The following is a 24,137-nucleotide window of genomic DNA, read 5'->3' as shown; positions in this document are numbered from 1 at the left end:
ATGAAAGTCAATGAATTTGAAGAAGGGCTGATTTCTAAAAGCTCTGTGAAGCGATTTTCTAAAGAAGCTAACATGCATTATACGTACAGCGACATAGATGCTTTATTAGATAATCTGGATGATTTGTCAGAAATGATACAGCATCATCAGTTACACCAACGGCCGCGGCTTGAGACACTTCAATCATACTATGAAGCCGAAAATACAAATATATTAAGACCGAACCGCAGGCGCGAGGATCACTTAGCAGATAACAGAGCTGTTCATGCATTTGGTGAGTACGTATCTGGGTTTGTTCAAGGTTTTATGGTTGGCATCCCATTAAAAACAACGTACCCTGATGATTCAGTGAATGAACAGATTCGAGAGATTAATAGGGTTAATGATGCAGATGAGCATAATAGTGAGTTGGTGCTTGACCAGTCAATATATGGACGGGCTTATGAATTGCTATATCGTTCACAGGCGGATGAAACAAGGTTCACTGTCTCTGAAGTCCAGCATACATTTGTGATTTATGATGACACAGTAGAAAGGAATCCTATTGCAGGTGTCAGATACTTGTACAATGCATTTTCTGAAAAGACGACTGTTCATTTATATACCAGCAACGCAATTAAATACTACGATCTAGGAGAAGATTATAGTCTGACATTGCGAAGCGAAGAGGCGCATGCTTTTGACGGCGTACCTATTATCGAATACAGCAATAATCGTTTTAGGCGTGGAGACTTTGAAAAAGTATTATCTTTGATTGATCTGTACGATGAAGCAGAATCAGATACAGCCAATTATATGACTGATTTCAACGACGCCATGTTAAAGATTACAGGTAATGTGGATATGGATGAAAATGATGCTAAACAGATGAAAGAGCATAACCTTCTGCTGTTACAAACAGAGCCTGATTCAGAAGGAAGACAGACATCAGCTGATGCGGATTATATTTATAAAAAATATGATGTGCAGGGCACCGAGTCATATAAAGACCGTGTTAAAAACGATATTCATATGTTCACCTACACGCCTAACATGGATGATGATTCTTTTTCCGGTAACCAATCGGGTGAATCTTTAAAATATAAACTGTTTGGGCTGGAGCAGAAAAGAGCAACGAAGGAAAGGCTGTTCAAAAAGTCTTTACGCGAGCGTTATCGTTTAATCAATAACATCATGACGCTTGCCAGTGAAGGTAGCTTTGCACCGAATAAAATCGCTATTACGTTTACGCCGAATCTTCCGAAGTCTGTTAAAGATGAAATAGATTCATTTACAAGACTAGGTGGAGACTTGTCCGATGAGACTAAATTGAGTCTGCTTTCTTTTGTGGAAAATCCGCAAGAGGAAATAAAAAAGCGTGAAAAAGAGCGAAAACAGCAGAGACAAACTTCAAGTTATATGGATGTGGAAAGTTGAGGGAATGAATTATGGTTATAGCATTTCAGATTATATTATTAGTTGTAATAGTTTTAGGGTTCTTGGGTGTGGTTGGTGAAAAGAGAGATACTAACCTCAGAAACAATTTAACAGCTGTCAGCATAGCTGGAATGGCTTCATTTATTATAAGTGTCTTGTGGTTATAGGATGGTGAGGTCAAATGTCATATTGGCAAGATCGTGAACGCGAAAACATCAAACAGGAACAAATGAAAGATGAGGAAGTTGTGAAGGAAATACGCCGAATAATCAATGTGGCTCTGCGTGAGGCAGAAAAAGAGATTCAAAGCTTCTATGCCAGATATGCTGTCAGGAATCAATTGACACCTGCTGAGGCTAAAAAGCGCGTATCCGAAATGGATGTACAAGCGTTCCAGGATACGGCTGCACGATATGTTAAAGAGCGTAATTTCAGCGACAAAGCAAATAGAGAGCTGTCTACCTACAACACGAAAATGTATATCAATCGCCAGGAATTACTGATGATGTATTTAAACGCTCATTTAGTCGCTATGGCAAATGATATAGAGACTACCTTCCAAGAGTATTTAGAACAGGCCGGGATTGAGGAAGTTGCTCGACAGGCTGGAATATTAGGCGTTGATATGGTTATTTCCACAGAAACGCTGCTGTCACTTGTTGGCGCTTCTTTTCATAATGCGACGTGGTCCTCACGAATTTGGGATGACATGGAGAAACTGCGTGATGAATTGGATCGTATCATGAATAGTACCATTATCCGCGGTGTTCATCCAGATAGATTTGTACCAGACATCCGGGAGCGCTTTGATGTAACGGCTTTTGAAGCAAGAAGATTATTAATTACAGAGACAGCAAGGGTGCAAGTCGGTGCGCAGAAACTTAGCTATGAAGGATTGGCCAGTGACGACCCGGAAGCTGAATATGAATATATTGCGATGCTGGATAACCGAACTACAAAGATATGTAGAGGTTTAGATGGCAAAAAGTTTAAAGTGAAAAATATGCAGCCAGGTCTAAATGCTCCACCAATGCATCCCTTTTGCAGAAGTTCCACAGTATTGCTTGCTGGGAATTGGAGAGAATCTTTCTTTGCTGAACGTAAAGGAAAATATACTTTATAGGAGTGATTCATTTGGATAAAACAGAAAAATATCTAAAGTCAATTGACAATAGCTTGAAACGTATCGCCAATGCATTGACAGAGAATAATACTGTTACAAAAGATACTCCGTACAAAAGGAAACCACCAGATGTTGACATAGAAAATGTAAAGCCTTCTAAGGCAGAAAGGTAAGGTGGTCCATCTATCTCCCGCACTGGGTTATGTGTAATAAATATTAGGAGTTGATTTTTTGATTGACTTAATGACCGGTATAGTTTCTTTAATAATTTGTTTACTTCTAACGGGAGTAATTATATTTAGTTATTATGTTGATGGAAGAAAATTAAAGGCGGTAAAACAATTAGAAAAACAAGCGAAGTTCATTAATGATTTGTTAGATGGCGACAGAATCCGTAAATAATACTTTGTGCGAAATCACGTTAAACTACCGAAAAATTAATACTGTGTGGGCTTTAAATATCAATTGAATAGTTTTATATAGATAAGCACTGGACGGGCTGTAAAAGGACTGTACGGGGCTTGTTTTTATTTGATGAAAGATTGGTAGGCAATGACTGCATGGGATTAGGAGGAATTGAAAATGCCAATATTAAAATTAAATTTACAGTTTTTTGCTGATGAAAATACAACCGAAAATGAAAATGTTGAAACTACTGAAACCACTGAAACCACAAATGATGATAATGAGCAGGAAAATACAACATTCACAAAATCCGATGTTGATTCAGCAGTAAGTAAAGCTGTAGATAAAGCTTTGAAGAATCAAGCTAAAAAGTTGGAGCAAGAAAAACAGCAGGCAATTGAAGATGCTAAGAAGGATGCTGCTGAATATGCAAAAATGACAAAAGCGCAGCAAGAGGAAGCAGATTATAGCAAGAGAATAAAAGAGTTGGAACAACGGGAGCGTGAGTTGAATTTAAAACGGCTTGAATCAGAAGTTGAAACAGATTTAAAAGAGAAAAATCTCCCGACTGATTTTGCTTCTTCTCTTATCACTTTAGAGGATAACGAAAAAATTAAAGAAGCCATTAGTGGCATTAAAAAGTCCTTTGATGAAGCTGTTAATAACGCTGTTAAAGAAAAATTACGCCAAGACACACCACCAGCTGGAAACGGTGGAACGTCAAACAATAAGATACCTTCTGTCGCTAAAATGGCGCAGGAGCACAGATTAATTAAATAGGAGGAATATAAAATGCCAGAATTTAATCCAGATAATGTCTTACTACAAGACGCAAAAACAGGTCAAATCCCAAAGGAACAAGGAACCTTAGTTTTAAAGGACATCATTTCCAATTCTGTAATGATGCAACTCGCGCAGTACGAGGAGATGACAAAACAGGAAAAAGAATTTCAGTATTTAGCAGAAGGCGTTGGAGCTTACTGGGTTGGTGAGGGTGAAGTCATCCGAACTTCCAAACCACAATGGCTCACTGCAAAAATGGTTGCTAAAAAACTTGGCGTTATCGTTCCAGTATCTCGTGAGTTTTTGCAGTACACACTTTCAAATTTCTTTACGGAAGTCCGCCCGTTAGTCGCAGAAGCTTTTTATAAAAAGTTTGATGAAGCGACCATTCTAGGGGTAGATAATCCATTTCCGCAATCATTACAAGCATCCATTACAGATGCTGAACATGTTGTGCCAGGCGGGATTACAAACGATAATTTCTTTGAATTATCCGATCTTGTGAATGAGGACGGCTTTGATGTAAATGCTTATGTATCTAAAAAGCAAAACCGTTCTGCATTACGCCGGATTGTTGATGGATACGAGCAAACCGATGGAACGATTACAGATCCAGTTCGTTTGTATAATCGCAGCGGAAATACACTAGATGGTTCTCCAGTTGTTGACTTGGAATCTTCTGAAATGGATAAAGGTGAATTGTTCGGCGGAAACTTCAATTATGTTCGCTATGGCATTCCATACAACTTAAACTATGCCATTTCTGAAGAAGCACAGCTGTCTTCTATCGTTGATGAAAATGGCGAGCCGATTAATCTATTTGAGCGTGAATTGATTGCAATCCGTGCCACTATGGATGTTGGTTTCATGGTCCTTAAAGATGATGCATTCGCGAAAATTGAACCAGAAGGAAATGGCGGAGAAGAAACTCCCTCATGATCCCCTTCCAATAGGGGAAACTGCCATAGGGGAGACATTTCAAATTGGATAGGAGTGATTAGATGGCTACAAAAGAGGAATTGAAAGAAAGATTAGTAACAGGTCACGTCATCACAGAGCAAGATGTACAAGACTTGGTTGACGTTGCAGGAGAACAGGGTCCTCAAGGTGAGCGAGGGCAGCGTGGTACCAAAGGTGACAAGGGAGATAAAGGCGATACCGGCGAACAGGGTCCACAAGGTCCTGCCGGTTCTGATGGCGCTGCCGGTTTCCCATCTGAAACAGAATGGAATGAACTTGTTGCTCGCGTTGAAACGTTAGAAGGCGCCGGAACAGGTGAATAATCATGGCTGATATTAAAGCTAAAGTAAAGACAGTGTTAGGCATCCAGGACAATCTACAAGATCCTGTTCTGGAGGTTTTTATTGAGAATATCCGTAGTCTATTGCTAGGAAAGTTACGAATAGTAAATAAAACTATTGAATCTGTGCCATCTGAGTTAGATTATATCATCGAAGAAATCACAATTAGACGATTTAATCGAATTGGTTCAGAGGGGATGAAATCCGAATCTGTAGAAGGTCATAAAATAGATTTTTATGATTTAGACAAGGAATTAGACCCTTACATGGATATCATTAATGATTACGGTGATGATGATTCAAAACCAAAAAGGGGGAAGGTGTTTTTCATTTGAATTATTCAAAAAGAATCACCTTACATGAATCTAGTGGACGTCAATATAATCCCGATACAGGAAAGACTGAAATTGTAGTTGATGAAGGTGTCACTTTGCCTTGTAACGTCTCTGCTGTCAGTTTAGATAAAACAGAAGCTGTCTTTGGGTCATATGAAAGAAACGTAGCTACAGCAAGACTTCAAAGGCCATATACTGGTGTTGCTGATAAGGCGGTGATTGGCACTCAAAAATATAACATTCTCCGGCATGTGCCACACAGGTCAGAGAGTGTTTTTTATTTAGAGGGCGTGAGCGAATGGACTTAAATGGCTTTGATGACTTATTAAGAAACCTTGATAGGATGCATGATGACATTGACGACGATGTTGGGGAAATTGTTAAGAAAAATACAATTGAATTGACGGAAAGAACGGTTAAAAATGCAAGATTTACAAAGGGATATGCTACAGGATACACCCGTAGAAATATTGAAACGAATATAGTTGATAAGTTGTATGGGAAAACTATTTCAAAGTCTGAACACAGCGGGTTCCTGGAATTTGGCACAAGGTACATGGAAGCACAGCCGTTTATGTTTCCAAGTGTAAATGCGCAACGCCCAAAATTTCTTGCAGACCTTGAAAGATTGGTGGAATGATATGCAAGCACCAGACATTCAATTATTTAATGCTGTGTTTAGTAAATCATTAGCATTGGGGTACACCACGATTGATTATTCGCATGTGAAATATGAAGGCCCGTATCCATTCGTACATGTGGGAGAAACCACAGACAATGATATCGCGGATAATAAACAGGTGATTACTGCAAATCTAGCACAGACTGTGCATGTATGGAGTTATGCAAATAACCGGGCTAAACATTCCGAAATGGTTTTTGCGTTAAAGCAGGCATTAAGAGATCTGTCAAAACTAGAAAATTATTATCTACGGTATGAAACGCTTAATGCGAATACAATCTATGATAATTCCACAGATGATGATTTGTTACACAGCATCATAACAGCAGAATACAGAATTTCTTAAGCGCTCAGTAGAGTGCTTTTTTTAATATAAAGGAGGGGCAAGTAAATGGCTCAAATTGCAAATGGAGTACACAAAGTATTATATTTTCGGAAGCTTGGTGAAGCAGCAGAAGCAGCTAAACTGGTATTTCAGACTGAACACAGTAAATCATATTCTCGTGATAGAGAATCTACGCCAACAAAAGACGGAGGGGTTCAAGGTTCTGCTGCATTGGAAAACGAAGTATCTATATCTGCTCTACAATCCAAAAAAGACCCAACATTTACAATGCTGGAAGATTCCATTGTGGAGGATTATCCGGTAGAAATGTGGGAAGTAGATCTTGCAGACCGTGAGAGTTCAGAAGGCGGAACAACCTTTGCAGCTGAATATAGACAAGGATATATCAGTGAATGGGAGACTACTGACGGGTCAGAAGATAATCCGGAAGTAGAAGGAACCTTTCTAACATCAGGTACTCGTCAAAAAGGCAGGGTTACGTTGCCAGATGGAGATATTGAAACATTATCTTATGTTTTCCATGACATTTTAGCAGATGATCCTGCAGATGATGGTTTAGCAACAGAGGATGACAATCAAACTCCCTAATAATCCCCTTCCAATAGGGGATGCCACAATTGGACAAAATTTTAAATTAGGATAACTAGGATAACAGGGGGCTTTTCGCCCCTTTTTAATATAGGAGGAATATTATATGCATATTACATTTAACGGACGAGAAATTGAATTATCTTTTGGGTTACGTACATTAACAGAGATTGATAAGGAGCTAGGATTTGAAATTGAAGGGGCTAACCTGGGTGAAGGATTGGAAATGCTTGTGCCTAAATTACAATCCGGGAATATTATTGGTCTATCCAAAGTAATTAAAGCTGCATCATCCCATGACAAGAAGTCACCTAAAACTTATGAAGAGTTGGAAATAGTATTGGATGACATCGCTGAAAGAGAAGGCTTTGAAGCATTTGGGGAACAGGTCATTGAAGAGTTGGGAAAGCGACCTATGACCCGAAATCTAGTTCCGGAAGAGTTCAAGAAAGAACCGAAGATCAAAGCGGTGGAACCAGTAGAGACGGACTAACCTATAATGAGGTTGTCATTTATGCTATGCGTAAGCTTGGCATGAATCGTTTACGTGATGTAGAAATGATGACTTTATCAGAATTCCATTACAAGCGGTATGCACAGGAGTATAAAGAAATCGATGATTTATACAACATGCATTTATCTGCTTTTTTAAATAGAAATGTATCCGCAACGGAAAATGTCGGAACGGAGAAAAAACCAAAAGAAAAATATGTATTTGAAAGTTTCGAGGACTTTTTTGACTATGAGCAGGCATTGAAAAAGGTTGACGAGAATTTTAATAACCCTATAGAAAAATCAAAGCCAATCAATAATCAGCCTTCTCCTGCAGAACTTGCAATGAATCTAAACAGAAAGGAGTGAAATGATGGCGAATTATAGTATTGAAGCAGAATTGAAAGCAAAAACTAGTAAATACAAACGGGCTATTGACATTGCGCGTAGAGTAACCCAAAAATTTAAAAGAGAATCTGAATCTGTAAAAGATACAGAATTAGGTGCGGACATAAAGCTCCTAAGGCGTAATATCCGTAAAGCCAGGAAGATGATGCAAGCTTTTACTAAGTCGAAAAATACTGTGAACGTAGATGCTGATACGTCAGAAGCAACCCGTAAAATGGGAATGCTACAGGCTGTTAAACAAGCACTTGAACGACGAGTCAACATCCCTATTCGAGTAAGAGCTAAAAATGCTTTGAAAAGCTTTAAAACATTTGGAGATATGAATAAGCGTGTTTTTAACGCTGCAGAAGAAGAAGTTCGCCATTTCCAGAACGCCATCAAGAGAATGGCAAGCTTTATGCAGTCATTTGGTATTGTGATGAGCAGTATGATAGGCGGTATTGCGCTATCGTTTTCTTCTGTATTAGTTCCAATTATCGCTTCATTAGTTCCGGCTATTATGGCAGCAGTTAATGCGCTTGGCGTTTTAGCTTCTGGAGTAGCAGCATTAGGTGCAGCGTTTGGTATTGCTGGCGGGTTAGCGCTCGCTTTTGGTGCAGCAGCGACACCGACCATTACAAGTATCATTGATGGTACCGCAGAAGCTACGGCAGAAAATCAGAAGGCAGCAAAGCAATTAGAATCGCTAAAAAGTGCTTGGCAAGGTGTAACGGATGCAATCGCACCAGATGTAGCTAGAGCATTTACTGCAGCTATGTCAGGCCTGGAAAAAGTCGTTGTCGCATTACAGCCAGCTTTTGAAAAAGTTGGTACGTATGTAAGAATACTGTCAGAGCGATTTGATAAGTTTTTTGATTCAAAAATAGCAACGGACTTTTTTGACATGATCAATACAGTCGGACCAATGGTATTTCAGAATCTAGGACTTGCCATAGGTAATTTTGGTAAAGGAATAATGACCCTGCTTACTGCGTTCGGTCCAGCTATACGGGATGCCTCAGAAGGTTTTCAACAAATGGGTGCGAATTTCGCAGACTGGGCTTCCAAAGTTGCACAGTCAGATTCTTTACAAAAATTCGTTGATTACATCAAAACCAATCTTCCAACAGTAAGGGGGATATTTGGTGACGCCTTTCATGGAATCATTAATCTTTTTGTTGCGTTCAGTGCAAATAGTGAAATTATATTTAACGCCTTAGGTCAAATGATGAAAAGGTTCCGCGAATGGTCATCTACAATAGCAGAGTCTGACGGGTTCCAGAAATTCATCCAGTATGTTCAGGAGAATGGCCCGAAAGTAATTGATCTAATAGGTAACGTTATCGGTTTTATCATCGACTTAGGTGTTGCACTCGCTCCGTTAGGTTCTAAGATGCTGGATGTAGCAAATGGATTTTTACAGTGGGCAAGTTCTATGATGCAAAACAATCCGATTATAGGAAAATTAATTGCTTTAGGAACGGTGTTAGGTGGAGCTTTACTTGCGCTTATACCGTTTATCACTATGGTAATTACCGCATTTTCCGGATTTATCAATATTATGACGGTAGTCGGACCGTGGATTGCTAGAATCGGCGGTGCGTTATTGCGTTTTGCGGGTGGCCCAATCGGTATAGTGGTCCAAGCTGTTATTTTAGTGGCTATGATTATCTTTCAATACTGGGATCAAATCAAAGCATTCACTATTCAAGCTTGGGGTACAGTAAGTGATTTCCTTTCGTCCACTTGGAGTAAGATAAAAAGCATTGCAACAACAGTATGGACGGCGATAACAAACTTCTTCAGCACTGTTTGGGAAGGAACTAAAAACGTTGCTTCCACTGTTTGGAATGCGATTACTACGTTTCTATCCAATACATGGCAGAATATTAAAGAAATAGCAACATCGGTATGGACTGGAATTGTCAACTTCTTTGTTTCTATTTGGGAATGGATTAAAACCACAGCAATGACGGCATGGACAGAGATAACTTCTTTTCTATCGTCAGTTTGGCAGGGGATTTTATCCGTTGCTATTCCTATATTTCAAGGCATTGCAACTTTCCTTCAAGGTGTTTGGACAGTAATAAGCACGACAGCTAGAGCAGCATGGAACGTCATTAAAACCATTTTGATTGCTGTATGGCAAGGTATCATCGCTGTCGCAACTCCGATTTGGGAAGGGCTGAAAGCATTCTTTACAGGTCTATGGAATGCGATTATGACAATCTCAACAACTGTATGGAATGCTATTAAAATTGCTTTAACCGCTGTATGGCAAGGGATTATTGCAGTTGCCACTCCAGTTTGGGAAGGATTAAAAACATTTTTTACAGATTTGTGGAACACGATCAAAACTGTGGCTTTAACGGCGTGGGAAATTTTAAAAGCCGGGATAACGACAGTATGGAATGCAATTGTAGTTGCTGCATCAACAGTATTTGCGGGACTAGTTGCATTTTTCACAGGCTTATGGAACGGTATAAGAACCACTTCTACAACGGCGTGGAATAATATCAAAACAGTCTTATCAACGATATGGAATACATTGTTGTCTATTGTGACGCCTATTTTTAATGGAATCAAATCGGTGATAACTTCTGTTTGGAACATGATTAAATCTGTATCGAGTACAGTTTGGAACGGTATTAAATCTGTTCTCACGACTATATGGAATGGCATCAAAAGTATTGCAACGAGTGCCTTTAATAATGTGATGAATGTCGTGTCAACGGTGTGGAATACCATCAAAAGCATTACGTCGGCTGTATGGAACGGAATAAAATCCGTTCTCATGTCGATATGGAATGGAATCAAAACACTGGCAGATACGCAGTTTAACGGTATTCAGGACCTAATATCAACAGTGTGGAATATCATACAATCTGTATCGTCAGCTGTTTGGAATGCGATAAAAGGTGTGCTAAGCGCAGTATGGAATGGAATTAAAAGCGTTGCAACCAGCGTATTTAATTCAGTTAAGAGTTTCATAACAGATACTTGGAATACGATTTCTAGTGTGACGTCTAGCGTATGGAATACTATAGTATCAACTGTTTCTAGTGTGTTAAGTAGCATTTTCAGTACGGTCAGCAGTATTTTTAGTAGCATTTTTAGCACAATCAGCAGTGTCATGAGCAGTATTTGGGATACGATTTCGAGTATATGGAATAGTATTAGCTCTACTGTATCGGATGTTGTTAGTTCTATTTTTGATACAGTATCTAATATATTCAATGATATTGTTAGCGCTGTTGGAGAAGCAATGGATAACGTCTGGACAACGATTCAAGATATCTGGAACAATGTGATGGACTTTTTTGGAGACATTGATTTATTCAGCATTGGAAAGAATATTATCGATGGATTAATTGATGGTATTTTATCAATGGCTGATGATGTTATAGATGCTGCTAAAGGCGTTGTTGATGGAGCTATTGAAGGTGCTAAAAGCCTGCTAGGCATTAATTCGCCTTCTAAAGTATTTGATAAGTTTGGTGTATATACTTTCCAAGGCTGGGTTCGTGGTGCTGGAAGAATGAAAAACAAAGTTGCTAATATCAGCACCAACATGGCATCTGTAGCAACGAAGTCATTTAATCCGGAAATGGATATGAAATCATCACAGATTGCTTCCAGTTTGAAAGGAATAAAGCGTAATGCTGTAGCGCAGGTGCAGAATGGCGTCAATGCAAACGTTGACGTTAGGAGACAACCTATAGAAATAAATGTCTATGATAACAAAGAGGGTGTAAGAGCTTATGTCAATGAACAAAATGCAGTGGAAGCTACTATAAGGAGGTTTTAATCGGTGGATGCCCAAATCATAAAACAGAATGGGGAGTCTTTCAATTTTGAGGATTTCGGTGTGATGGTTAAAGACTTCATCGTGTCATCCATACCCATAGAACCTCAATATGGTGAAGTTGAAGGTACAGACCGGCGTGTTGATTATGGCTCAACTTATGGCGTGAGAACTATAAAAATACCGTTCATGGTTCGAGCTAGAGATTACCACGACTACCCATTATTGCGAGATTTACTATTTGAAAAAGTATTAGATAAAGAATCATACTATATCAGAGAGCGTAGGCGAGCGAAAATGCTTGCTTACGCTTTTGTTGATTTGAATGAACCAGCAAAAATGGATGAATCTACAAATAATAAATTTATCGGAGGAAAAATATATAAGGTTCGTTTACAGAATACGTTTGAATTAGAGCAAATGATATATGATGGTGAAGGAGAATTAATATTCGAGACCACGGAATTACCATTTGCGGAATCCATCGGCACCACCCAAGACATTCAACGTGACGGCATTGATGTAATCAGTGAACTATGGGGGTTTGGAATGGGCTTGGAATTAACAGATGAATCTCTTGTTTACACGCATGAGGTTGAATCAGGAGAAACTTTTCGAGTTTTTAATGCCGGTAATGTCCCTATTCACCCGTTTGAACAGGATTTAAAGATAACTGTATCTAATGTTCGAGGTAGTACTGACATGTTTCAGATTACCAATTCAACAAATGGTAGTAGGGCAAGAGTCAATGTACCTTTAAGGTCTACAGATACTGTTGTTTATGATGGTGCTAACGTCACACGAAACAACTTGGCATTTTTACGTGATACGAGAAAAGATTTTATTGAACTTTCCCCGGGATGGAACAATATTCAGATTTTCTTTTGTAATAGCGCAATAATTGCATTTGACTTTCCATATTACTACAAGTAGGTGATTATATGACAATTGAAACAATAGGAAGTCCGTTAGATCGGGACGAATTAAAAAAGATTAATGATAATTTTGAAACACTATCTCACATTCCTGCTGAAATTATTAAAGATATAATTAGCACAAATCCAAATGCCACAGATGTCGACATCAATGGTGCTACAAAACCATCAAGCGGAGAGTTTAACAATACGTCTGACTACGGAGCGAATTTTATATCTAAGGTTAACGGTATTATCCATGGTGTGTGGGTATTTTCCAATAATGCAGGTTCCATTGGTATTGGACTATCCGAACAAGAAGCAGGAGAACCCGCAAGTGCTCAAATAGCTTATAAAACAGTACGTGTAAATTCCGGATGGAATCGATTAGTATTGAATTTTCCTTTGGAACAGAATAAGCGCTATACACTGTTTAAACGTAATTTATCAGGGCAGACCGTTCATTTTAGGCAAGATAGACGTGACAGCTGGCAAAGCAATCCGGAACAATGGATTGGAGAAAGTCTGCAAATGATGAACGGTCGCTTCTTGGACAGAAGTGAAAACTTCTTGAATATTTACTTTTTTGAAATTGAGGTAGTGGCCAAGATTGCACAAATCTATCGGATTATGAACGATAGCGTAACGCCGCCACAGCAGTTTTATGTCGGAGATAATCCTCCAAATGATGCTCAATTTTGGTTTAAACCAGTAGGTGATAACTGATGTTGGATAGAGGACGGAATTTGATAATTGGTTCTAATAAATTCAATTTCCAAAGTTACAGTGATTCGACGGTCAACAGAGAACCTAATATAGAAGTACCTGAATTTAATATAGGTAACGCTGTAAGAATAACAACCTCTGGAGGAACAACAAACCTTAAAGCATTGGTATCTTATGGTCGGATTGGTGAGGTTGGTGAAATACACACCGCATCTGTTTATGTAAAAAACAATTTGAGTGAAAGTAGAATTGTTAGATTTAATGGAATGGATTCCGGTACTGACAGGCATTATGAGCAACGAATCGGTGGAAATGAAGTAATAAGGTTTGAGCATACTAGTGTAAGAAATACTAATATCTTTCAGTTTCAAGTAAGGACTTCAAACTCTACCGAAGATGTAGATTTCACTGTGTGGGATGATCAATTAGAACAGAGCACCAGAGTTTCAGATTATTCACCGGCACCTGAAGACAACTATCTCGATAATTACTTGAAAACAACCGTCACCTACGCTCATGCAAGGCTAAAGATAGATGATTTCTGGAATCGAGGCATTACGGGTCAAGGCGTGAAAGTTGGCATTGTTGACCACGGTATTGGAGAGCATGATGCTTTACCTATCGCAGGAGGTCATGCGTGTTTATATCATGACACCTATTATTATGCTGCCGGTGACCATCATACACATTGTGCGGGTATTGTTTTAGCCAGGAACTTACAAAACGGATATCCATGCGGTGTTGCTCCAGATGCTGAGCATTATGTAATCCGGATGTATATGCTGACTATAGAAACCCGCATTAAGTCACTCATTGAGGCAATTGATTATGCCATTGAGGAAGGGATTGATATTTTATCTATTTCGCAAGCAATAACAGAGAATAGTGCTAGATATGAAGCAACTGACAGGCGTACTAGCGCAATGGGTGCCCCAAAACATTTAAGACTTGCTATGCGTGAGGCATTTTTACGAGCATATAGACGCGGAGTTATAGTAGTCGTACCAGCGAGTACAAGTAGTGGAGAAGTGAACTTCGTAGAATTGTTACCGAAGATGCCTAACGTAGTCGTTGTTAGTCACACAGGAGATGATGGTAGAAAATTTAAATCTAATAGTGATTATAATTGGTTGGACGTATCGGCTCCTGGACATAATATTATGTCTTGTTATGCTGGGAATAAATATGGACGCATGACAGGTGTTTCTATGTCGGTTCCGATGATAGCTGGATATTTGGCGCTTATTCGGCAACTTTTTTCGGATAAAACAGCGCAAGAACTTATAGAAATACTTTTTGCTAATAGTATAAGACCACCGGAATTGCCTGTGAAAAACAGAAGTAGAGGGATTCCGCAACCACCAGAAGAACTATACGAGCTATCTGTTTTAGATACAGCAGTCAGCCAATTCAGGCGATATACAGATTACATGTGGCAAGCAACAGAAGCTTACGCAAAAATTGATGGAGATTGGAAAGAAGTGGAGGCGGTAGGTTATGGCGAATAGTTTAAATATCAGATCTGTCAACAGGGTAACTAGAATTGCTCAAGGTGATAATGCAAGCACTTTCGTACTTGAGTTACTGGATGAAAATAAATTATCCATGCTCTCATTGAACGGTCAATTGGCTCAAATCTATTTAGTTGATAGTCAAAATGAAATCAAATATCAGCAGTCTTCTACTGTATTTGACAGTCGTTTAGAGTTTAACATTGATGAAGTTCTCCCAGCTGGAACGTATAGTGTAGAGGTGCATATTGTCGTTGAGGAATTCACTTATATTTATCCATCTGATTTAAGTTTTAAAATACGTGTCTTTGATAGTGCTGTTATTGAATGAAGGTGATTAAATGTATGTTAGAGACTTAAACAATCGGGAATATGTTGTGATGGCAACGACAGAGGTAGATCATGCATTAAATAGTGACAAAATATTAACGGCTGATTTGGAATATAACAAACCAAATAGCCGTTTTTTGATGGAGTTATCGGAACTTTGGACTTTGGTGGATGATGATGAAACGGAATGGAAAATAGTTGCTATTCAAAAGCGTGGAGAAGGGCAATATCTTAAAGCCCAAATACGTGCCATTCCAAAGTTTTTTGACGACTTTAATGTGTCAGTAGTACATGAGTTGCATAGCGGTTCGATGACTGCCAGAAGGGGACTAGACCTTATTTTTTCTGATAGTGGCTATAATTATGTATTAAATGGTGACTACTCTGCATCGGAATGGGAAAATTTTGGAGGTGGTACGAAACGCCTTAAAATGTTCCAGGATTGGCTTAATCGCTATGGTGGAGAATTTCACCCCCCTGTGGGCAACACAGTATTTATCAATGAACAGGTTGGAGAAGATAAAAACATCATGTACCGACATCGCTTAAACGCATCTAATGTCGTTTATGATGTAGATGCTTCAGAAATGTATACCTATATTAAAGGTTATGCAGATTATGAAGGTGACAAAGAAGCAGGGGATTGGCAAGATGCAAAATTGACAGGCGATTATGCTTCTCCGTTAGTATACATTCTTGGTATACGTGAATCAGAGCCTTTGAAAGATGGTAGAATTCGTAACGAGCCAACGCTTAATCGAAATATGAAAAAGATTGTAGACGAATCTATTAAGATAAGTGTTACTGCTGATATTCACGATTTAAGAGCGCAGGGGTACCCTATTGGTCAGACTAATGTCGGCGATAGGGTATTTTTAATTGATGAACGAATTGGCTTTAATGAAGAAGTGAGAATTGTAAATCAGAAGGAAACAAAGAACTGGAAAGGCGAAATTATCGCCCTTGATATCACATTTGGCAGTCAAGATATCGTCAAACGTCATCAGTCAAAAATGCGTAATGCTACAAATGCCATTAGTGATATTTTAGAAGGTAAACGCAAGCTGCCGATGAATGCCTTAAATAATGAGGTAGCACAAGTAACCAAGGCGTTACTTTCTGCTCAAACTGAATTGGATTTTGAGAATGGCATCATTGCCCGTGATCCAAATAACCCTAACCTTGTTGTAGTTTTAAATAGTGCAGGTTTAGGGATATCGCAGGATGGCGGTAGGACGTTCCGTAACGCTATCACTGGTCGAGGCATCCTTGCAGAACATATTTTAGCTGGAACGATTACTGCTGGCGGAGATAGACGCGTTGATATCTCTGACGGTTCGATATGGAGTTATGTTGGCGATAAATTGACGATGAATTTCGGGCAGTATGATTTAACCTTTTACCATCCGAACGGTTTTCAGATTGGAAGATTTGGACCCGGAAATATAGTCGACACGGATATACCTGGACTCCGATTGATACTGGATAGAGATGAGGGTTACTTTAACATCGGTCATTCCGTAGAAAGTCTGATTAGACCAACTTTCCGTACATTTAGTTATGACGGTAGTCACTATACATTTATTGCTGGACCATACTCGAACGATTCCTGGGCGGGAGTGTTCTCTTCCACGAAACTATGGGAGGGCGACAGCCCACGAAATCAAGCTTGCAGTCTATACGAACCAGATCATACTGTCAGAAATTATTACGGAAGGAACGGTTCGAACGGAAGGTACCAGTTTAGTTACAATCGAAATGACGGTAACGCCTACATTATGGGGTATTTTGATAATGAAAAATTCTGGGCAAGAAAAATCGAATCTCCGGATATCGATGTAGGTAGCAATGTTAAAATCCGCAGTAGTACTAACTCTGCAAGAATTGGTCCAACCGAAAACACTTACTTTTTCGTTAATAATGATGGAGAAGCTGGAATTAGTAGGTTTGGAAATATTACATGGTTGACATAAATCACTGAATAATTGTTATTTTATGCAGGAATTTCCTTCTTTTTGTCGAATATTATTATAATTAAGACGGAAAGGAGAGGGATAATATTGGATTCAGAAAAAGCTATGGAATTAATTTATGCATACGGTAAAAATGGTGATACGAAAATATATGATATGCTTTCATCGTCATCAAAAGAAGAATTAAGCGATATACCGGTTGAAAAAATAACAGAATCACTTCAAAGGTTTTTCTTAAACAAAATGATATCGATTGGACATCCTCAAAAAACGGCAGGACCTGTGGGCACCCATGTATTTCATTTATTGAATACTAATTCATCAGTGATAGATGTAGTCACATTAATAGAAGAAAATAATGAATATAAGTTGCTTTGGAATAGAAAAGCACATGAGGAAAATAATTAACCGCAAAAGACATCTCATAAAGAGGTGTCTTTTAATGCTTAAAAATACCTTCTACTATGCCGATATAAGTAGTAGGAAGGAGGAGATAAAATGATAATTCATGTTAGCAATGTTACTGAGCATTACTTTTTAAGAATTGATGATATTGATGGTAAAACGGAAGATATTTGGGATTTCGAGGTGCTTATAGCTCAATCTATGGGCGGCAAAGAAGATGTGTATTATGGAAAAGCCTTTTGTTCTAAAAAAGATATTGAAATTCCATGGCGCTTGTTAAAGGATGAATCGAAGTCAGCACACGAAGAAATGTATGACAAGGTAAAAGATTTAATAAACAAATATGAAGAATAAATATTAAAGCATCCCATACTTGGGGTGCTTTTTTCATGCTCTAAAGTTAGGGGGGCGAGAATGGACACAACACAGAAGGAAGTGGAGGACATGGAAAAGTTTATGAATGTCCTGATGGAAGTCAAGGTGTCGCTAGCAAAACAGGATGGGAAACTAGACAGTTTGTTAGATATGAAGGAGCGAATAAACGAGACTTACGATATCGCTAAAGGCGCAAGAAATAAAGGGGCAGAGTTAGAAAAAGACATCCGTGAAATTAAAGATGAGATGAAAGATAAAGCTAACATTGAAGATGTCGAAAAAGAAGTAAAGCGCAGAGAAAATGTGTTAAATAACTTACCGTCATGGCTTGCCTTAGGTATAAGCCTGGCGGTATTTTTCTTGACTTATGTAATTAATAGCTAAAGGAGAGGATTTTAATGAAAGAGAAATTACAAAGAATTGATAACAAGTGGTTACGATTAATTGTGTTGGCGGTGGTTTTTATAAATACTGCTGGAATGGTTTTAGGGTATCAAATATTGCCTTTTGATAACGAGCAAATAGCAACCGGATTAACCATTGCTGCTTTATTTTTAACCGAGGCTTGGAATCACTGGAAAAACAACAGTTACACACCGCAAGCACAAGAGGCAGACCGCATTTTAAAAGCAACTAAAGACGATAAAAAAGCAAAACGTTTATAAGAGTAGCTGCGGCTGCTCTTTATTTTTATATAAAAATATTTTAGGAGGAATTTATTATGGCAAGAATTTATTTAGATCCAGGACATGGCGGAACAGATCCAGGTGCAGTTGCAAATGGCTTACAGGAGAAGGTGCTTACACTTAAAATCGCACTAAAAACACGGGACATTTTAAATCGTGACTATGAAGGGCACTCTATACGCATGAGTAGGACAAGCGACACAACTCGAAGTCTTGCACAACGCACAAATGATGCAAACAGCTGGGGTGCTGATTACTTTGTATCCATCCACATTAATGCTGGTGGCGGTACGGGCTATGAAGATTATATTTACAATGGAAGTGTCTCTAATAACACAATAACCTATCGTGATAAACTGCATGCAGAAGTTATGAAACAGGTCGACCTTAATAATCGTGGTAAAAAACGTGCTAATTTCCATGTGCTAAGAGAAACAGCGATGCCAGCAGTCCTCACTGAAAATGGATTTATCGACACAACTGCTGATGCAAATAAGCTTAAATCAGATGCTTATCTGAATCGGATTGCTTTAGGACATGCAAATGGTATTGCACAAGCACTTGGATTAAAACGTAAATCTGGTAGTGGTGGCTCTGGTAAGCAAGGTTATGTTGAGGTCATCACACCGTCCTTATGGACTTACAACACTGCTAATTGGGATGACAGAGCGGTAATCGTTAATGAGGGTGAAGTTTTTACAGTAGCTAGAGATAAATTTAAAGTTGGCAATGGTTATATGTATCAGCTTAAGAGCGGACTGTATATTACTGCTAGCACGCAGTATGTTCGTTATTACACTAGATAAAAAACTAGCCCTTCACTTTTCGTGAGGGGCTATACATATTAGATTGTTTGTGTAGCTTTATTAGCGCAATACCTATAATACTGTACACGAGCTTCTGCATCCTCTGCAAATAAATACATAGCACCAGGGAATGTATTTACTTCAAAAAGCCATAACTTGCCTGACTTATCGATGCCTACGTCAATACCTAATGCATCTATAGGATAGTCATATAATGTTTGAAAGCGGGCAGGGAATTGTTTGCTTACTTGATTCAAGCGTTGCTTAACCTCTTTCCACCTATCCCCAAACTGCGCTTCTAAAAAGGAATTAATGGCGCTTATGCCGCCTCCTTGACTTATGTTAGATGTAACGGATTTTCCAATGCCTATTTTTGGGTATATTTTAACAGTTGACCACTTACCTTCAATGTTTTTACGAGTATGTATGCGCACATCGAATGGGTGACCCTCTTTAGTTTTAGAATCAATAAACGGCTGGCAAATATACAATCTATCAGCAAAGACTTCATTATATAGGCTAGTAAATGCTTGATCCGAATAACTGTTTGTTGTAGAGTCCGTACTAACCTGAAAGCCATTATTATTACGTTCAATTACATAAATATGCTTACCTTGGTTACTTCGAGATGGTTTAAGTAAAACCTTTCCGTATTCATCAATAGCTAATTTAATGTCCACTTCATCCTCTATTAACTTATAAGGAATTAATATATCTTTAAACCTGCCATCTTTTTCTAACATATTAAAGATTTTCTTTTTTGAACCGATTCTTCTTGTTGTTAAAATACTATGGTCTTCTAATACACTATACAAAAATTTATCACGCTCCCGCATTGGAGCGTTATCTATAACGTCTGGAAAATCCGTTTCCTTTCGCAACCATTCTCCGTTAACTAAAAATAGCGCATTTATTTTTTGATAAGTTAAGTCAACATCCTCTGGTCTAAAATAGAAAAAGTCAATATTATAATGGCTGCAAATATAAGCGATAGTTCGAGCTAGAAAGGGTGGTTTTTCAGGATATCTTAACATGCCTACTTTCATAATTTATTCCTCCTTAATCGTCCATATAATATCATGATAACTTATTTTTCTGTAAATTAATACAAGAAAATAAGCCTTCACGTTTTGAGACTTTACAGTCTTAAATATGATAGGCTAATATTAAATTGCAGAATTATAGAAATCTGATACCTCCATCTTCAGTATTTGACTATCTGTAAATCTGCAATTAGACGTCCGACTATGCACCGCGGGCGTCTTTTTATTATCTGTTTACACGAACTCTCCTATAAGATAAAATTATATCGTAAGGATATAGGGGTACCACCCTTTTCCTAACTCCATCCTTTATATAGATGATGAAGCGCTCGTTAAGATACTTGCGGGCGCCTTTTTCTTTGTAAACCCTTTACAAACCTTTTTTCATAGGATAAAATCGAATTACATAGATAAATAAGGGATAAACGGATAATATCCCTTGACCTATTATTGAACACACCTAATATTTCCGTAAGCTTGAATCTTAGGCACTTCTGCGCCCCTGTGTAGAGGTGGCTTTTTTTGTTAACTAAGAATAAAACTTCACGTTTATGGAAGTACGTACATAGAATGCTCTGTGGGATATTTGGATTTGCTTTGGCAATTGGGACTCAAAGGTTGGACGCTTGCATAGATAATTGCAGGCGTCTTTCTTTTCGCAAAAATAAGCTCTTCACGGCGTAAGGGGCTTATTTTTCATCATACGGTCTATATTTTTTCCTTAAATCTTCTTGTTCTTGTTTTCTTTCCAGCACAGTTTCTTTTAAAAACACTTTGGGTTGGTCTTTAGCTGGTATTAACTTACCGTCTTTCACCATATGCCCGACCCGTGCTTTAGACACTTCTAAAATCTCTGCTGTTTCAACAGTTGATAATAAATTTTCATTTAAAAAATCCAACAATTCCTCTGTAGATTCAAATTCATACTTCAATTTAATCCCAGCCTTTCATAAGAAGTAATACAATTCTAATTAGATGAATCAGAACAGTAATGCCGAAAAGTGAAAGTATTACGTAGTCTATAGCTTTTAAATTATTGAAATCAACAAAAGTTACAATAATCAATATTCCTATAGCTAATACCATTACATTAGTGTAACCGAATTTTTTTATCATAGCATAGGGTGGATGTGTTATAATATTAATTGGAGGGGAAGGTTTTACCCTTCCCTGTAAGTTACTTGCGACGTTTCTTCTTGGCGGGAGAGCGTCGCTTTTTCTTTTTGTTCGTCTTTCTCATGTCGTGGATATCTTTCAATCCTGACGTGATGGCTTTGAACGCTCCTGCTGTAACTCCAATTAATGCTATGATTTTTTCTACATCCACCTGTTCACCTCCCTTAACTTGATAAATTAATTATACTATATCTATTCAAAAAAGTAAATAGGTTTTAGGGTTTTTTTAATTTTTTTCAATAAAAATGCTAGAAATATCTTGTATCATTAATCTTTTATCAGACCGATCCAAAGGACCCAAATGCTCCACGTTACGTATCTTAAATATAAAAAAAGGCCCTCACAAAGTGGGGCTGTATATATTATTTAAACTTTAACTTTATCTATAACAAAATCTAACCAATAGTTTAATGCTTTACCGGTAATCCGATTATGATAAATTTCATCACGTTCTTTGCTATATTTAAATTCATTAATTTCTATTTTTGAGATAAAAACAACAGTTTCTCCATCCTCATCGATAATTTTCTTCTTTTGGTAATCATCGATGTAAGGTGAATTTCTCTCTAATTCTTGCGCTAATTTAACTTCTTTTTTTAAATGATTTTCATGTATTTTTATTTTATCTAAAAACAATTTATATTTTTCTGTCATATATCGATACTCCTTTTTGTGTTATTGCGAAATCTTATTTTAGCTTATCATACCAATCCAAAGGATTCATCATTTCCACATTTCTTATTTCTTCAAGAATACAACAGGTAGTTCTTCCATCTTTCAGTTTTAAATGAATCTGACCTTCTGCGTATCCTTCCAGTTTGCATTGGAGGTCTTTATAATACAGTCCGTTTTGCATCACGTTTGCCTGGATTAAAACAGGATAGCTATTTATAAATGCCTTATTTAACACTTCTGCAATTGCATCCTCCGTCATTTCTTCTTTCGGTTTAACTTCTTCATACTCATTCATTTCTTTTTTTAATGCGTCTGTGTGGTCGCTTAACATCATCCCTTGCCATTTCAAAATACCGCGATCCTTATAGCCATGCATCTCAGGTGTTACGTAGGTTATAGATACATTTTCCATTCCAAACCTTCCCTTCTTGTTAAAAAATAACAGTACACTTGTTCTGTTTTGTGTGATATATTTATATTATAACCAGAACAAACATTCGTCAAACGGCAATTTTTGGAGGGATAATTATGATTGGGTTACTTAATAAGTCTTTGGATAAAAAAGAAAAGGTCATGATTTATTATATGGACTCTAAAGCTAAGGTTAGCCAGCGTATTATTCGTGTAATGGATATAGATGATAAAAGAGTGTTGGCCTATTGCTTCTATAGAAAACAGGTACGCAGCTTTAAGTTAGAAAATATTTTATCTTGTGGCCAAGCGAAAAGGGGCATTGGTGCATAATGGAAAAGCCTGTATTGGATTTAGATCAATTAGAATATAACGGAAGTATGATATATGACGCTCACAAGCAAGGGGCAGAGGTAAATATTAAATATTTTAAGGATGATGACTTTCATGAAATAACTTGTTACATAGACAAACCTATGAACATTTGGGATATGGTGGTTAGATGTTCCAATGATGAGGATAGAGAAATTGATATTCCGTTTAATTGGATAGTGCAAGTAATAAAAGTGTAAATTATCAAAAAATATATACTTATTATGCATTCTCTATGTTATAATTTACCTATTCCTATATAATCCTTTTGTTTATTTTTTTTAACGATATATTATGTTATCTCATTTTTATGTAGGAACAAAAAGACGCACTACAAGGACGGTGCGTCTTTTTTATTTGGTTATAAATTAACGTTCACCCACGTATTATTTTTAGCCCCAACTTAGTAACAATGTTACCATAAATCTATACTTTAAGAAGGAAAAATTCTTTCTAAGTAGAATATATCGGAGGTGAAAATTTGTTTCCAACTGGAGAGATAAAAATTTCGTTAGATGAAAAAGCTTTAAGAGATTTCGTTGAACAAGAAGTTAGTAAGCAAATTCATCAACATTTGGTGCTTGTAGACATCAATAAGTTAACAGAAGTCACTTGCATGTCCGTCCGTTATTTAGAGGATGAAATATTACACGATCCAAGAGTAAGGGTTCATGAGGTAAGAAAGAATCGAAAGCGTTGGTGGATTGCTCAACCTACATTTAAGGCAATCGTAGATATAGTGTCTGAATGGTAAATAAATAAAAAATTGCGGGTAGGCGTTTCGGAGATAAATCATGCATTACAAGGATACATAAAAACATAGTAAATAATTTTATAAAAAGGATTTAAAGAGAAGAGGACCTCTCTTTTTTTAGTGTGTAAAAAATGTGTAAAACAAAATCAATTTTTATATCATCTCACATTATCCTGAGTAAAATGAAAATGAGGATAAACGCCTCCATAACAACGTTTATCCTCATTTGAAATTCTTTTAAATTATCTAAATTCAACCCAATTTTAGCGTGGGATGGTTACGAACCACGTTGAACCTAGCCTATCATACCAGTATCG

Annotated in this window: 33 protein-coding genes; 28 read left to right on the top strand and 5 right to left on the bottom strand. The window is 37.6% G+C overall.

Annotated features, from left to right (window positions below):
* From ACZSMY_RS22380 to ACZSMY_RS22260, 25 genes are all read left to right on the top strand, one after another.
* A complete protein-coding gene (locus ACZSMY_RS22380) occupies positions 1–1,416 on the top strand; it encodes a phage portal protein (protein WP_465148330.1) in 1,416 nt (471 codons plus the stop codon).
* Between the two features lie 181 nt (positions 1,417–1,597).
* On the top strand, positions 1,598–2,539 hold the full coding sequence (locus ACZSMY_RS22375) for a minor capsid protein (protein WP_465148329.1): 942 nt from the start codon (positions 1,598–1,600) through the stop codon (positions 2,537–2,539).
* 11 nt (positions 2,540–2,550) lie between these two features.
* The gene (locus ACZSMY_RS22370; protein WP_465148328.1) at positions 2,551–2,712 is read left to right on the top strand and encodes a hypothetical protein; all 162 of its coding nucleotides are present in this window, start codon (positions 2,551–2,553) and stop codon (positions 2,710–2,712) included.
* A 58-nt stretch (positions 2,713–2,770) separates the two neighbouring features.
* Positions 2,771–2,941, top strand: coding sequence for a hypothetical protein (locus ACZSMY_RS22365; RefSeq protein ID WP_465148327.1), 171 nt, complete (start codon positions 2,771–2,773; stop codon positions 2,939–2,941).
* A 180-nt stretch (positions 2,942–3,121) separates the two neighbouring features.
* Positions 3,122–3,724, top strand: a complete 603-nt coding sequence (locus ACZSMY_RS22360) for a DUF4355 domain-containing protein (RefSeq protein WP_465148326.1) — start codon at positions 3,122–3,124, stop codon at positions 3,722–3,724.
* Positions 3,725–3,736: 12 nt separating this feature from the next.
* On the top strand, positions 3,737–4,666 hold the full coding sequence (locus ACZSMY_RS22355) for a phage major capsid protein (protein ID WP_465148325.1): 930 nt from the start codon (positions 3,737–3,739) through the stop codon (positions 4,664–4,666).
* A 62-nt stretch (positions 4,667–4,728) separates the two neighbouring features.
* Positions 4,729–5,010 (top strand): collagen-like triple helix repeat-containing protein, encoded by a 282-nt coding sequence (locus ACZSMY_RS22350; RefSeq protein WP_465148324.1) that lies wholly within the window; start codon positions 4,729–4,731, stop codon positions 5,008–5,010.
* 2 nt (positions 5,011–5,012) lie between these two features.
* Positions 5,013–5,363, top strand: coding sequence for a phage head-tail connector protein (locus tag ACZSMY_RS22345; RefSeq protein WP_465148323.1), 351 nt, complete (start codon positions 5,013–5,015; stop codon positions 5,361–5,363).
* A complete protein-coding gene (locus tag ACZSMY_RS22340; RefSeq protein ID WP_465148322.1) occupies positions 5,360–5,671 on the top strand; it encodes a hypothetical protein in 312 nt (103 codons plus the stop codon). The genes ACZSMY_RS22345 and ACZSMY_RS22340 overlap by 4 nt, the downstream gene beginning before the upstream one ends.
* Positions 5,662–6,003, top strand: a complete 342-nt coding sequence (locus ACZSMY_RS22335) for an HK97-gp10 family putative phage morphogenesis protein (protein WP_465148321.1) — start codon at positions 5,662–5,664, stop codon at positions 6,001–6,003. Before ACZSMY_RS22340 ends, ACZSMY_RS22335 begins: the two co-directional genes overlap by 10 nt.
* A gap of 1 nt (position 6,004) precedes the next feature.
* A complete protein-coding gene (locus tag ACZSMY_RS22330) occupies positions 6,005–6,391 on the top strand; it encodes a hypothetical protein (protein WP_465148320.1) in 387 nt (128 codons plus the stop codon).
* A 45-nt stretch (positions 6,392–6,436) separates the two neighbouring features.
* Positions 6,437–6,979, top strand: coding sequence for a phage major tail protein, TP901-1 family (locus ACZSMY_RS22325; RefSeq protein ID WP_465148319.1), 543 nt, complete (start codon positions 6,437–6,439; stop codon positions 6,977–6,979).
* 106 nt (positions 6,980–7,085) lie between these two features.
* Entirely contained in the window at positions 7,086–7,472 is a 387-nt protein-coding gene (locus tag ACZSMY_RS22320) for a tail assembly chaperone (RefSeq protein ID WP_465148318.1), read from the top strand.
* A 26-nt stretch (positions 7,473–7,498) separates the two neighbouring features.
* Positions 7,499–7,840 (top strand): hypothetical protein, encoded by a 342-nt coding sequence (locus ACZSMY_RS22315; protein WP_465148317.1) that lies wholly within the window; start codon positions 7,499–7,501, stop codon positions 7,838–7,840.
* A gap of 181 nt (positions 7,841–8,021) precedes the next feature.
* A complete protein-coding gene (locus ACZSMY_RS22310; RefSeq protein WP_465148316.1) occupies positions 8,022–11,666 on the top strand; it encodes a phage tail protein in 3,645 nt (1,214 codons plus the stop codon).
* Positions 11,667–11,669: 3 nt separating this feature from the next.
* The gene (locus ACZSMY_RS22305) at positions 11,670–12,596 is read left to right on the top strand and encodes a phage tail domain-containing protein (protein ID WP_465148315.1); all 927 of its coding nucleotides are present in this window, start codon (positions 11,670–11,672) and stop codon (positions 12,594–12,596) included.
* Positions 12,597–12,604: 8 nt separating this feature from the next.
* Positions 12,605–13,303 carry a hypothetical protein gene (locus ACZSMY_RS22300; RefSeq protein WP_465148314.1) on the top strand — a complete coding sequence of 233 codons (699 nt, stop codon included), beginning with the start codon at positions 12,605–12,607 and terminating at the stop codon, positions 13,301–13,303.
* A complete protein-coding gene (locus tag ACZSMY_RS22295) occupies positions 13,303–14,811 on the top strand; it encodes a S8 family peptidase (RefSeq protein WP_465148313.1) in 1,509 nt (502 codons plus the stop codon). Before ACZSMY_RS22300 ends, ACZSMY_RS22295 begins: the two co-directional genes overlap by 1 nt.
* Positions 14,801–15,145, top strand: coding sequence for a hypothetical protein (locus ACZSMY_RS22290; protein ID WP_465148312.1), 345 nt, complete (start codon positions 14,801–14,803; stop codon positions 15,143–15,145). The genes ACZSMY_RS22295 and ACZSMY_RS22290 overlap by 11 nt, the downstream gene beginning before the upstream one ends.
* Before the next feature lie 10 nt (positions 15,146–15,155).
* The gene (locus tag ACZSMY_RS22285; protein ID WP_465148311.1) at positions 15,156–17,117 is read left to right on the top strand and encodes a phage tail protein; all 1,962 of its coding nucleotides are present in this window, start codon (positions 15,156–15,158) and stop codon (positions 17,115–17,117) included.
* Between the two features lie 87 nt (positions 17,118–17,204).
* Positions 17,205–17,525, top strand: coding sequence for a hypothetical protein (locus ACZSMY_RS22280; RefSeq protein ID WP_465148310.1), 321 nt, complete (start codon positions 17,205–17,207; stop codon positions 17,523–17,525).
* Between the two features lie 90 nt (positions 17,526–17,615).
* Positions 17,616–17,876 carry a hypothetical protein gene (locus ACZSMY_RS22275; protein WP_465148309.1) on the top strand — a complete coding sequence of 87 codons (261 nt, stop codon included), beginning with the start codon at positions 17,616–17,618 and terminating at the stop codon, positions 17,874–17,876.
* Between the two features lie 60 nt (positions 17,877–17,936).
* The gene (locus tag ACZSMY_RS22270) at positions 17,937–18,281 is read left to right on the top strand and encodes a hypothetical protein (RefSeq protein ID WP_465148308.1); all 345 of its coding nucleotides are present in this window, start codon (positions 17,937–17,939) and stop codon (positions 18,279–18,281) included.
* A gap of 14 nt (positions 18,282–18,295) precedes the next feature.
* A complete protein-coding gene (locus ACZSMY_RS22265; RefSeq protein ID WP_465148307.1) occupies positions 18,296–18,562 on the top strand; it encodes a phage holin in 267 nt (88 codons plus the stop codon).
* Positions 18,563–18,618: 56 nt separating this feature from the next.
* A complete protein-coding gene (locus tag ACZSMY_RS22260; protein ID WP_465148306.1) occupies positions 18,619–19,389 on the top strand; it encodes an N-acetylmuramoyl-L-alanine amidase in 771 nt (256 codons plus the stop codon).
* 38 nt (positions 19,390–19,427) lie between these two features.
* On the opposite strand, the gene ACZSMY_RS22255 is transcribed toward ACZSMY_RS22260, so the two are convergent.
* The 5 genes from ACZSMY_RS22255 to ACZSMY_RS22235 all read right to left on the bottom strand — a co-directional run bounded on the left by ACZSMY_RS22255 (position 19,428) and on the right by ACZSMY_RS22235 (position 22,695).
* Entirely contained in the window at positions 19,428–20,435 is a 1,008-nt protein-coding gene (locus ACZSMY_RS22255) for a YheC/YheD family protein (protein ID WP_465148305.1), read from the bottom strand.
* Between the two features lie 686 nt (positions 20,436–21,121).
* On the bottom strand, positions 21,122–21,364 hold the full coding sequence (locus ACZSMY_RS22250) for a DNA-binding protein (RefSeq protein WP_465148304.1): 243 nt from the start codon (positions 21,362–21,364) through the stop codon (positions 21,122–21,124).
* 245 nt (positions 21,365–21,609) lie between these two features.
* Positions 21,610–21,759 (bottom strand): hypothetical protein, encoded by a 150-nt coding sequence (locus ACZSMY_RS22245; protein WP_289584886.1) that lies wholly within the window; start codon positions 21,757–21,759, stop codon positions 21,610–21,612.
* 215 nt (positions 21,760–21,974) lie between these two features.
* The gene (locus tag ACZSMY_RS22240) at positions 21,975–22,262 is read right to left on the bottom strand and encodes a hypothetical protein (RefSeq protein WP_465148303.1); all 288 of its coding nucleotides are present in this window, start codon (positions 22,260–22,262) and stop codon (positions 21,975–21,977) included.
* Positions 22,263–22,296: 34 nt separating this feature from the next.
* Complete coding sequence (locus ACZSMY_RS22235; RefSeq protein ID WP_465148302.1) at positions 22,297–22,695, bottom strand: hypothetical protein; 399 nt, start codon at positions 22,693–22,695, stop codon at positions 22,297–22,299.
* 116 nt (positions 22,696–22,811) lie between these two features.
* On the opposite strand from ACZSMY_RS22235, the gene ACZSMY_RS22230 reads away from it, so the two are divergent.
* The 3 genes from ACZSMY_RS22230 (at position 22,812) to ACZSMY_RS22220 (ending at position 23,820) form a co-directional block, all read left to right on the top strand.
* A complete protein-coding gene (locus ACZSMY_RS22230; RefSeq protein WP_465148301.1) occupies positions 22,812–23,027 on the top strand; it encodes a hypothetical protein in 216 nt (71 codons plus the stop codon).
* The gene (locus ACZSMY_RS22225; RefSeq protein WP_289584881.1) at positions 23,027–23,266 is read left to right on the top strand and encodes a YolD-like family protein; all 240 of its coding nucleotides are present in this window, start codon (positions 23,027–23,029) and stop codon (positions 23,264–23,266) included. Before ACZSMY_RS22230 ends, ACZSMY_RS22225 begins: the two co-directional genes overlap by 1 nt.
* 281 nt (positions 23,267–23,547) lie before the next feature.
* The gene (locus ACZSMY_RS22220) at positions 23,548–23,820 is read left to right on the top strand and encodes a hypothetical protein (protein WP_465148300.1); all 273 of its coding nucleotides are present in this window, start codon (positions 23,548–23,550) and stop codon (positions 23,818–23,820) included.
* The last annotated feature ends 317 nt before the right edge of the window (positions 23,821–24,137 follow it).

This window comes from Oceanobacillus sp. B139/18 (assembly GCF_055524595.1).
This window is presented reverse-complemented; position numbering and strand designations above follow the sequence as displayed.

What these genes read in the sequence shown, in the direction of transcription:
- ACZSMY_RS22380 (WP_465148330.1), top strand. Translation starts at nt 1, where the DNA reads ATGAAAGTCAATGAATTTGAAGAAGGGCTGATTTCTAAAAGCTCTGTG.
- ACZSMY_RS22345 (WP_465148323.1), top strand. Translation starts at nt 5,013, where the DNA reads ATGGCTGATATTAAAGCTAAAGTAAAGACAGTGTTAGGCATCCAGGAC.
- ACZSMY_RS22355 (WP_465148325.1), top strand. Translation starts at nt 3,737, where the DNA reads ATGCCAGAATTTAATCCAGATAATGTCTTACTACAAGACGCAAAAACA.
- ACZSMY_RS22285 (WP_465148311.1), top strand. Translation starts at nt 15,156, where the DNA reads ATGTATGTTAGAGACTTAAACAATCGGGAATATGTTGTGATGGCAACG.
- ACZSMY_RS22265 (WP_465148307.1), top strand. Translation starts at nt 18,296, where the DNA reads ATGAAAGAGAAATTACAAAGAATTGATAACAAGTGGTTACGATTAATT.
- ACZSMY_RS22255 (WP_465148305.1), bottom strand. Translation starts at nt 20,435, where the DNA reads ATGAAAGTAGGCATGTTAAGATATCCTGAAAAACCACCCTTTCTAGCT.
- ACZSMY_RS22225 (WP_289584881.1), top strand. Translation starts at nt 23,027, where the DNA reads ATGGAAAAGCCTGTATTGGATTTAGATCAATTAGAATATAACGGAAGT.
- ACZSMY_RS22295 (WP_465148313.1), top strand. Translation starts at nt 13,303, where the DNA reads ATGTTGGATAGAGGACGGAATTTGATAATTGGTTCTAATAAATTCAAT.
- ACZSMY_RS22240 (WP_465148303.1), bottom strand. Translation starts at nt 22,262, where the DNA reads ATGACAGAAAAATATAAATTGTTTTTAGATAAAATAAAAATACATGAA.
- ACZSMY_RS22275 (WP_465148309.1), top strand. Translation starts at nt 17,616, where the DNA reads ATGATAATTCATGTTAGCAATGTTACTGAGCATTACTTTTTAAGAATT.
- ACZSMY_RS22315 (WP_465148317.1), top strand. Translation starts at nt 7,499, where the DNA reads ATGCGTAAGCTTGGCATGAATCGTTTACGTGATGTAGAAATGATGACT.
- ACZSMY_RS22360 (WP_465148326.1), top strand. Translation starts at nt 3,122, where the DNA reads ATGCCAATATTAAAATTAAATTTACAGTTTTTTGCTGATGAAAATACA.
- ACZSMY_RS22270 (WP_465148308.1), top strand. Translation starts at nt 17,937, where the DNA reads ATGGACACAACACAGAAGGAAGTGGAGGACATGGAAAAGTTTATGAAT.
- ACZSMY_RS22350 (WP_465148324.1), top strand. Translation starts at nt 4,729, where the DNA reads ATGGCTACAAAAGAGGAATTGAAAGAAAGATTAGTAACAGGTCACGTC.
- ACZSMY_RS22375 (WP_465148329.1), top strand. Translation starts at nt 1,598, where the DNA reads ATGTCATATTGGCAAGATCGTGAACGCGAAAACATCAAACAGGAACAA.
- ACZSMY_RS22320 (WP_465148318.1), top strand. Translation starts at nt 7,086, where the DNA reads ATGCATATTACATTTAACGGACGAGAAATTGAATTATCTTTTGGGTTA.
- ACZSMY_RS22260 (WP_465148306.1), top strand. Translation starts at nt 18,619, where the DNA reads ATGGCAAGAATTTATTTAGATCCAGGACATGGCGGAACAGATCCAGGT.
- ACZSMY_RS22310 (WP_465148316.1), top strand. Translation starts at nt 8,022, where the DNA reads ATGATGCAAGCTTTTACTAAGTCGAAAAATACTGTGAACGTAGATGCT.
- ACZSMY_RS22290 (WP_465148312.1), top strand. Translation starts at nt 14,801, where the DNA reads ATGGCGAATAGTTTAAATATCAGATCTGTCAACAGGGTAACTAGAATT.
- ACZSMY_RS22330 (WP_465148320.1), top strand. Translation starts at nt 6,005, where the DNA reads ATGCAAGCACCAGACATTCAATTATTTAATGCTGTGTTTAGTAAATCA.
- ACZSMY_RS22230 (WP_465148301.1), top strand. Translation starts at nt 22,812, where the DNA reads ATGATTGGGTTACTTAATAAGTCTTTGGATAAAAAAGAAAAGGTCATG.
- ACZSMY_RS22300 (WP_465148314.1), top strand. Translation starts at nt 12,605, where the DNA reads ATGACAATTGAAACAATAGGAAGTCCGTTAGATCGGGACGAATTAAAA.
- ACZSMY_RS22335 (WP_465148321.1), top strand. Translation starts at nt 5,662, where the DNA reads ATGGACTTAAATGGCTTTGATGACTTATTAAGAAACCTTGATAGGATG.
- ACZSMY_RS22235 (WP_465148302.1), bottom strand. Translation starts at nt 22,695, where the DNA reads ATGGAAAATGTATCTATAACCTACGTAACACCTGAGATGCATGGCTAT.
- ACZSMY_RS22325 (WP_465148319.1), top strand. Translation starts at nt 6,437, where the DNA reads ATGGCTCAAATTGCAAATGGAGTACACAAAGTATTATATTTTCGGAAG.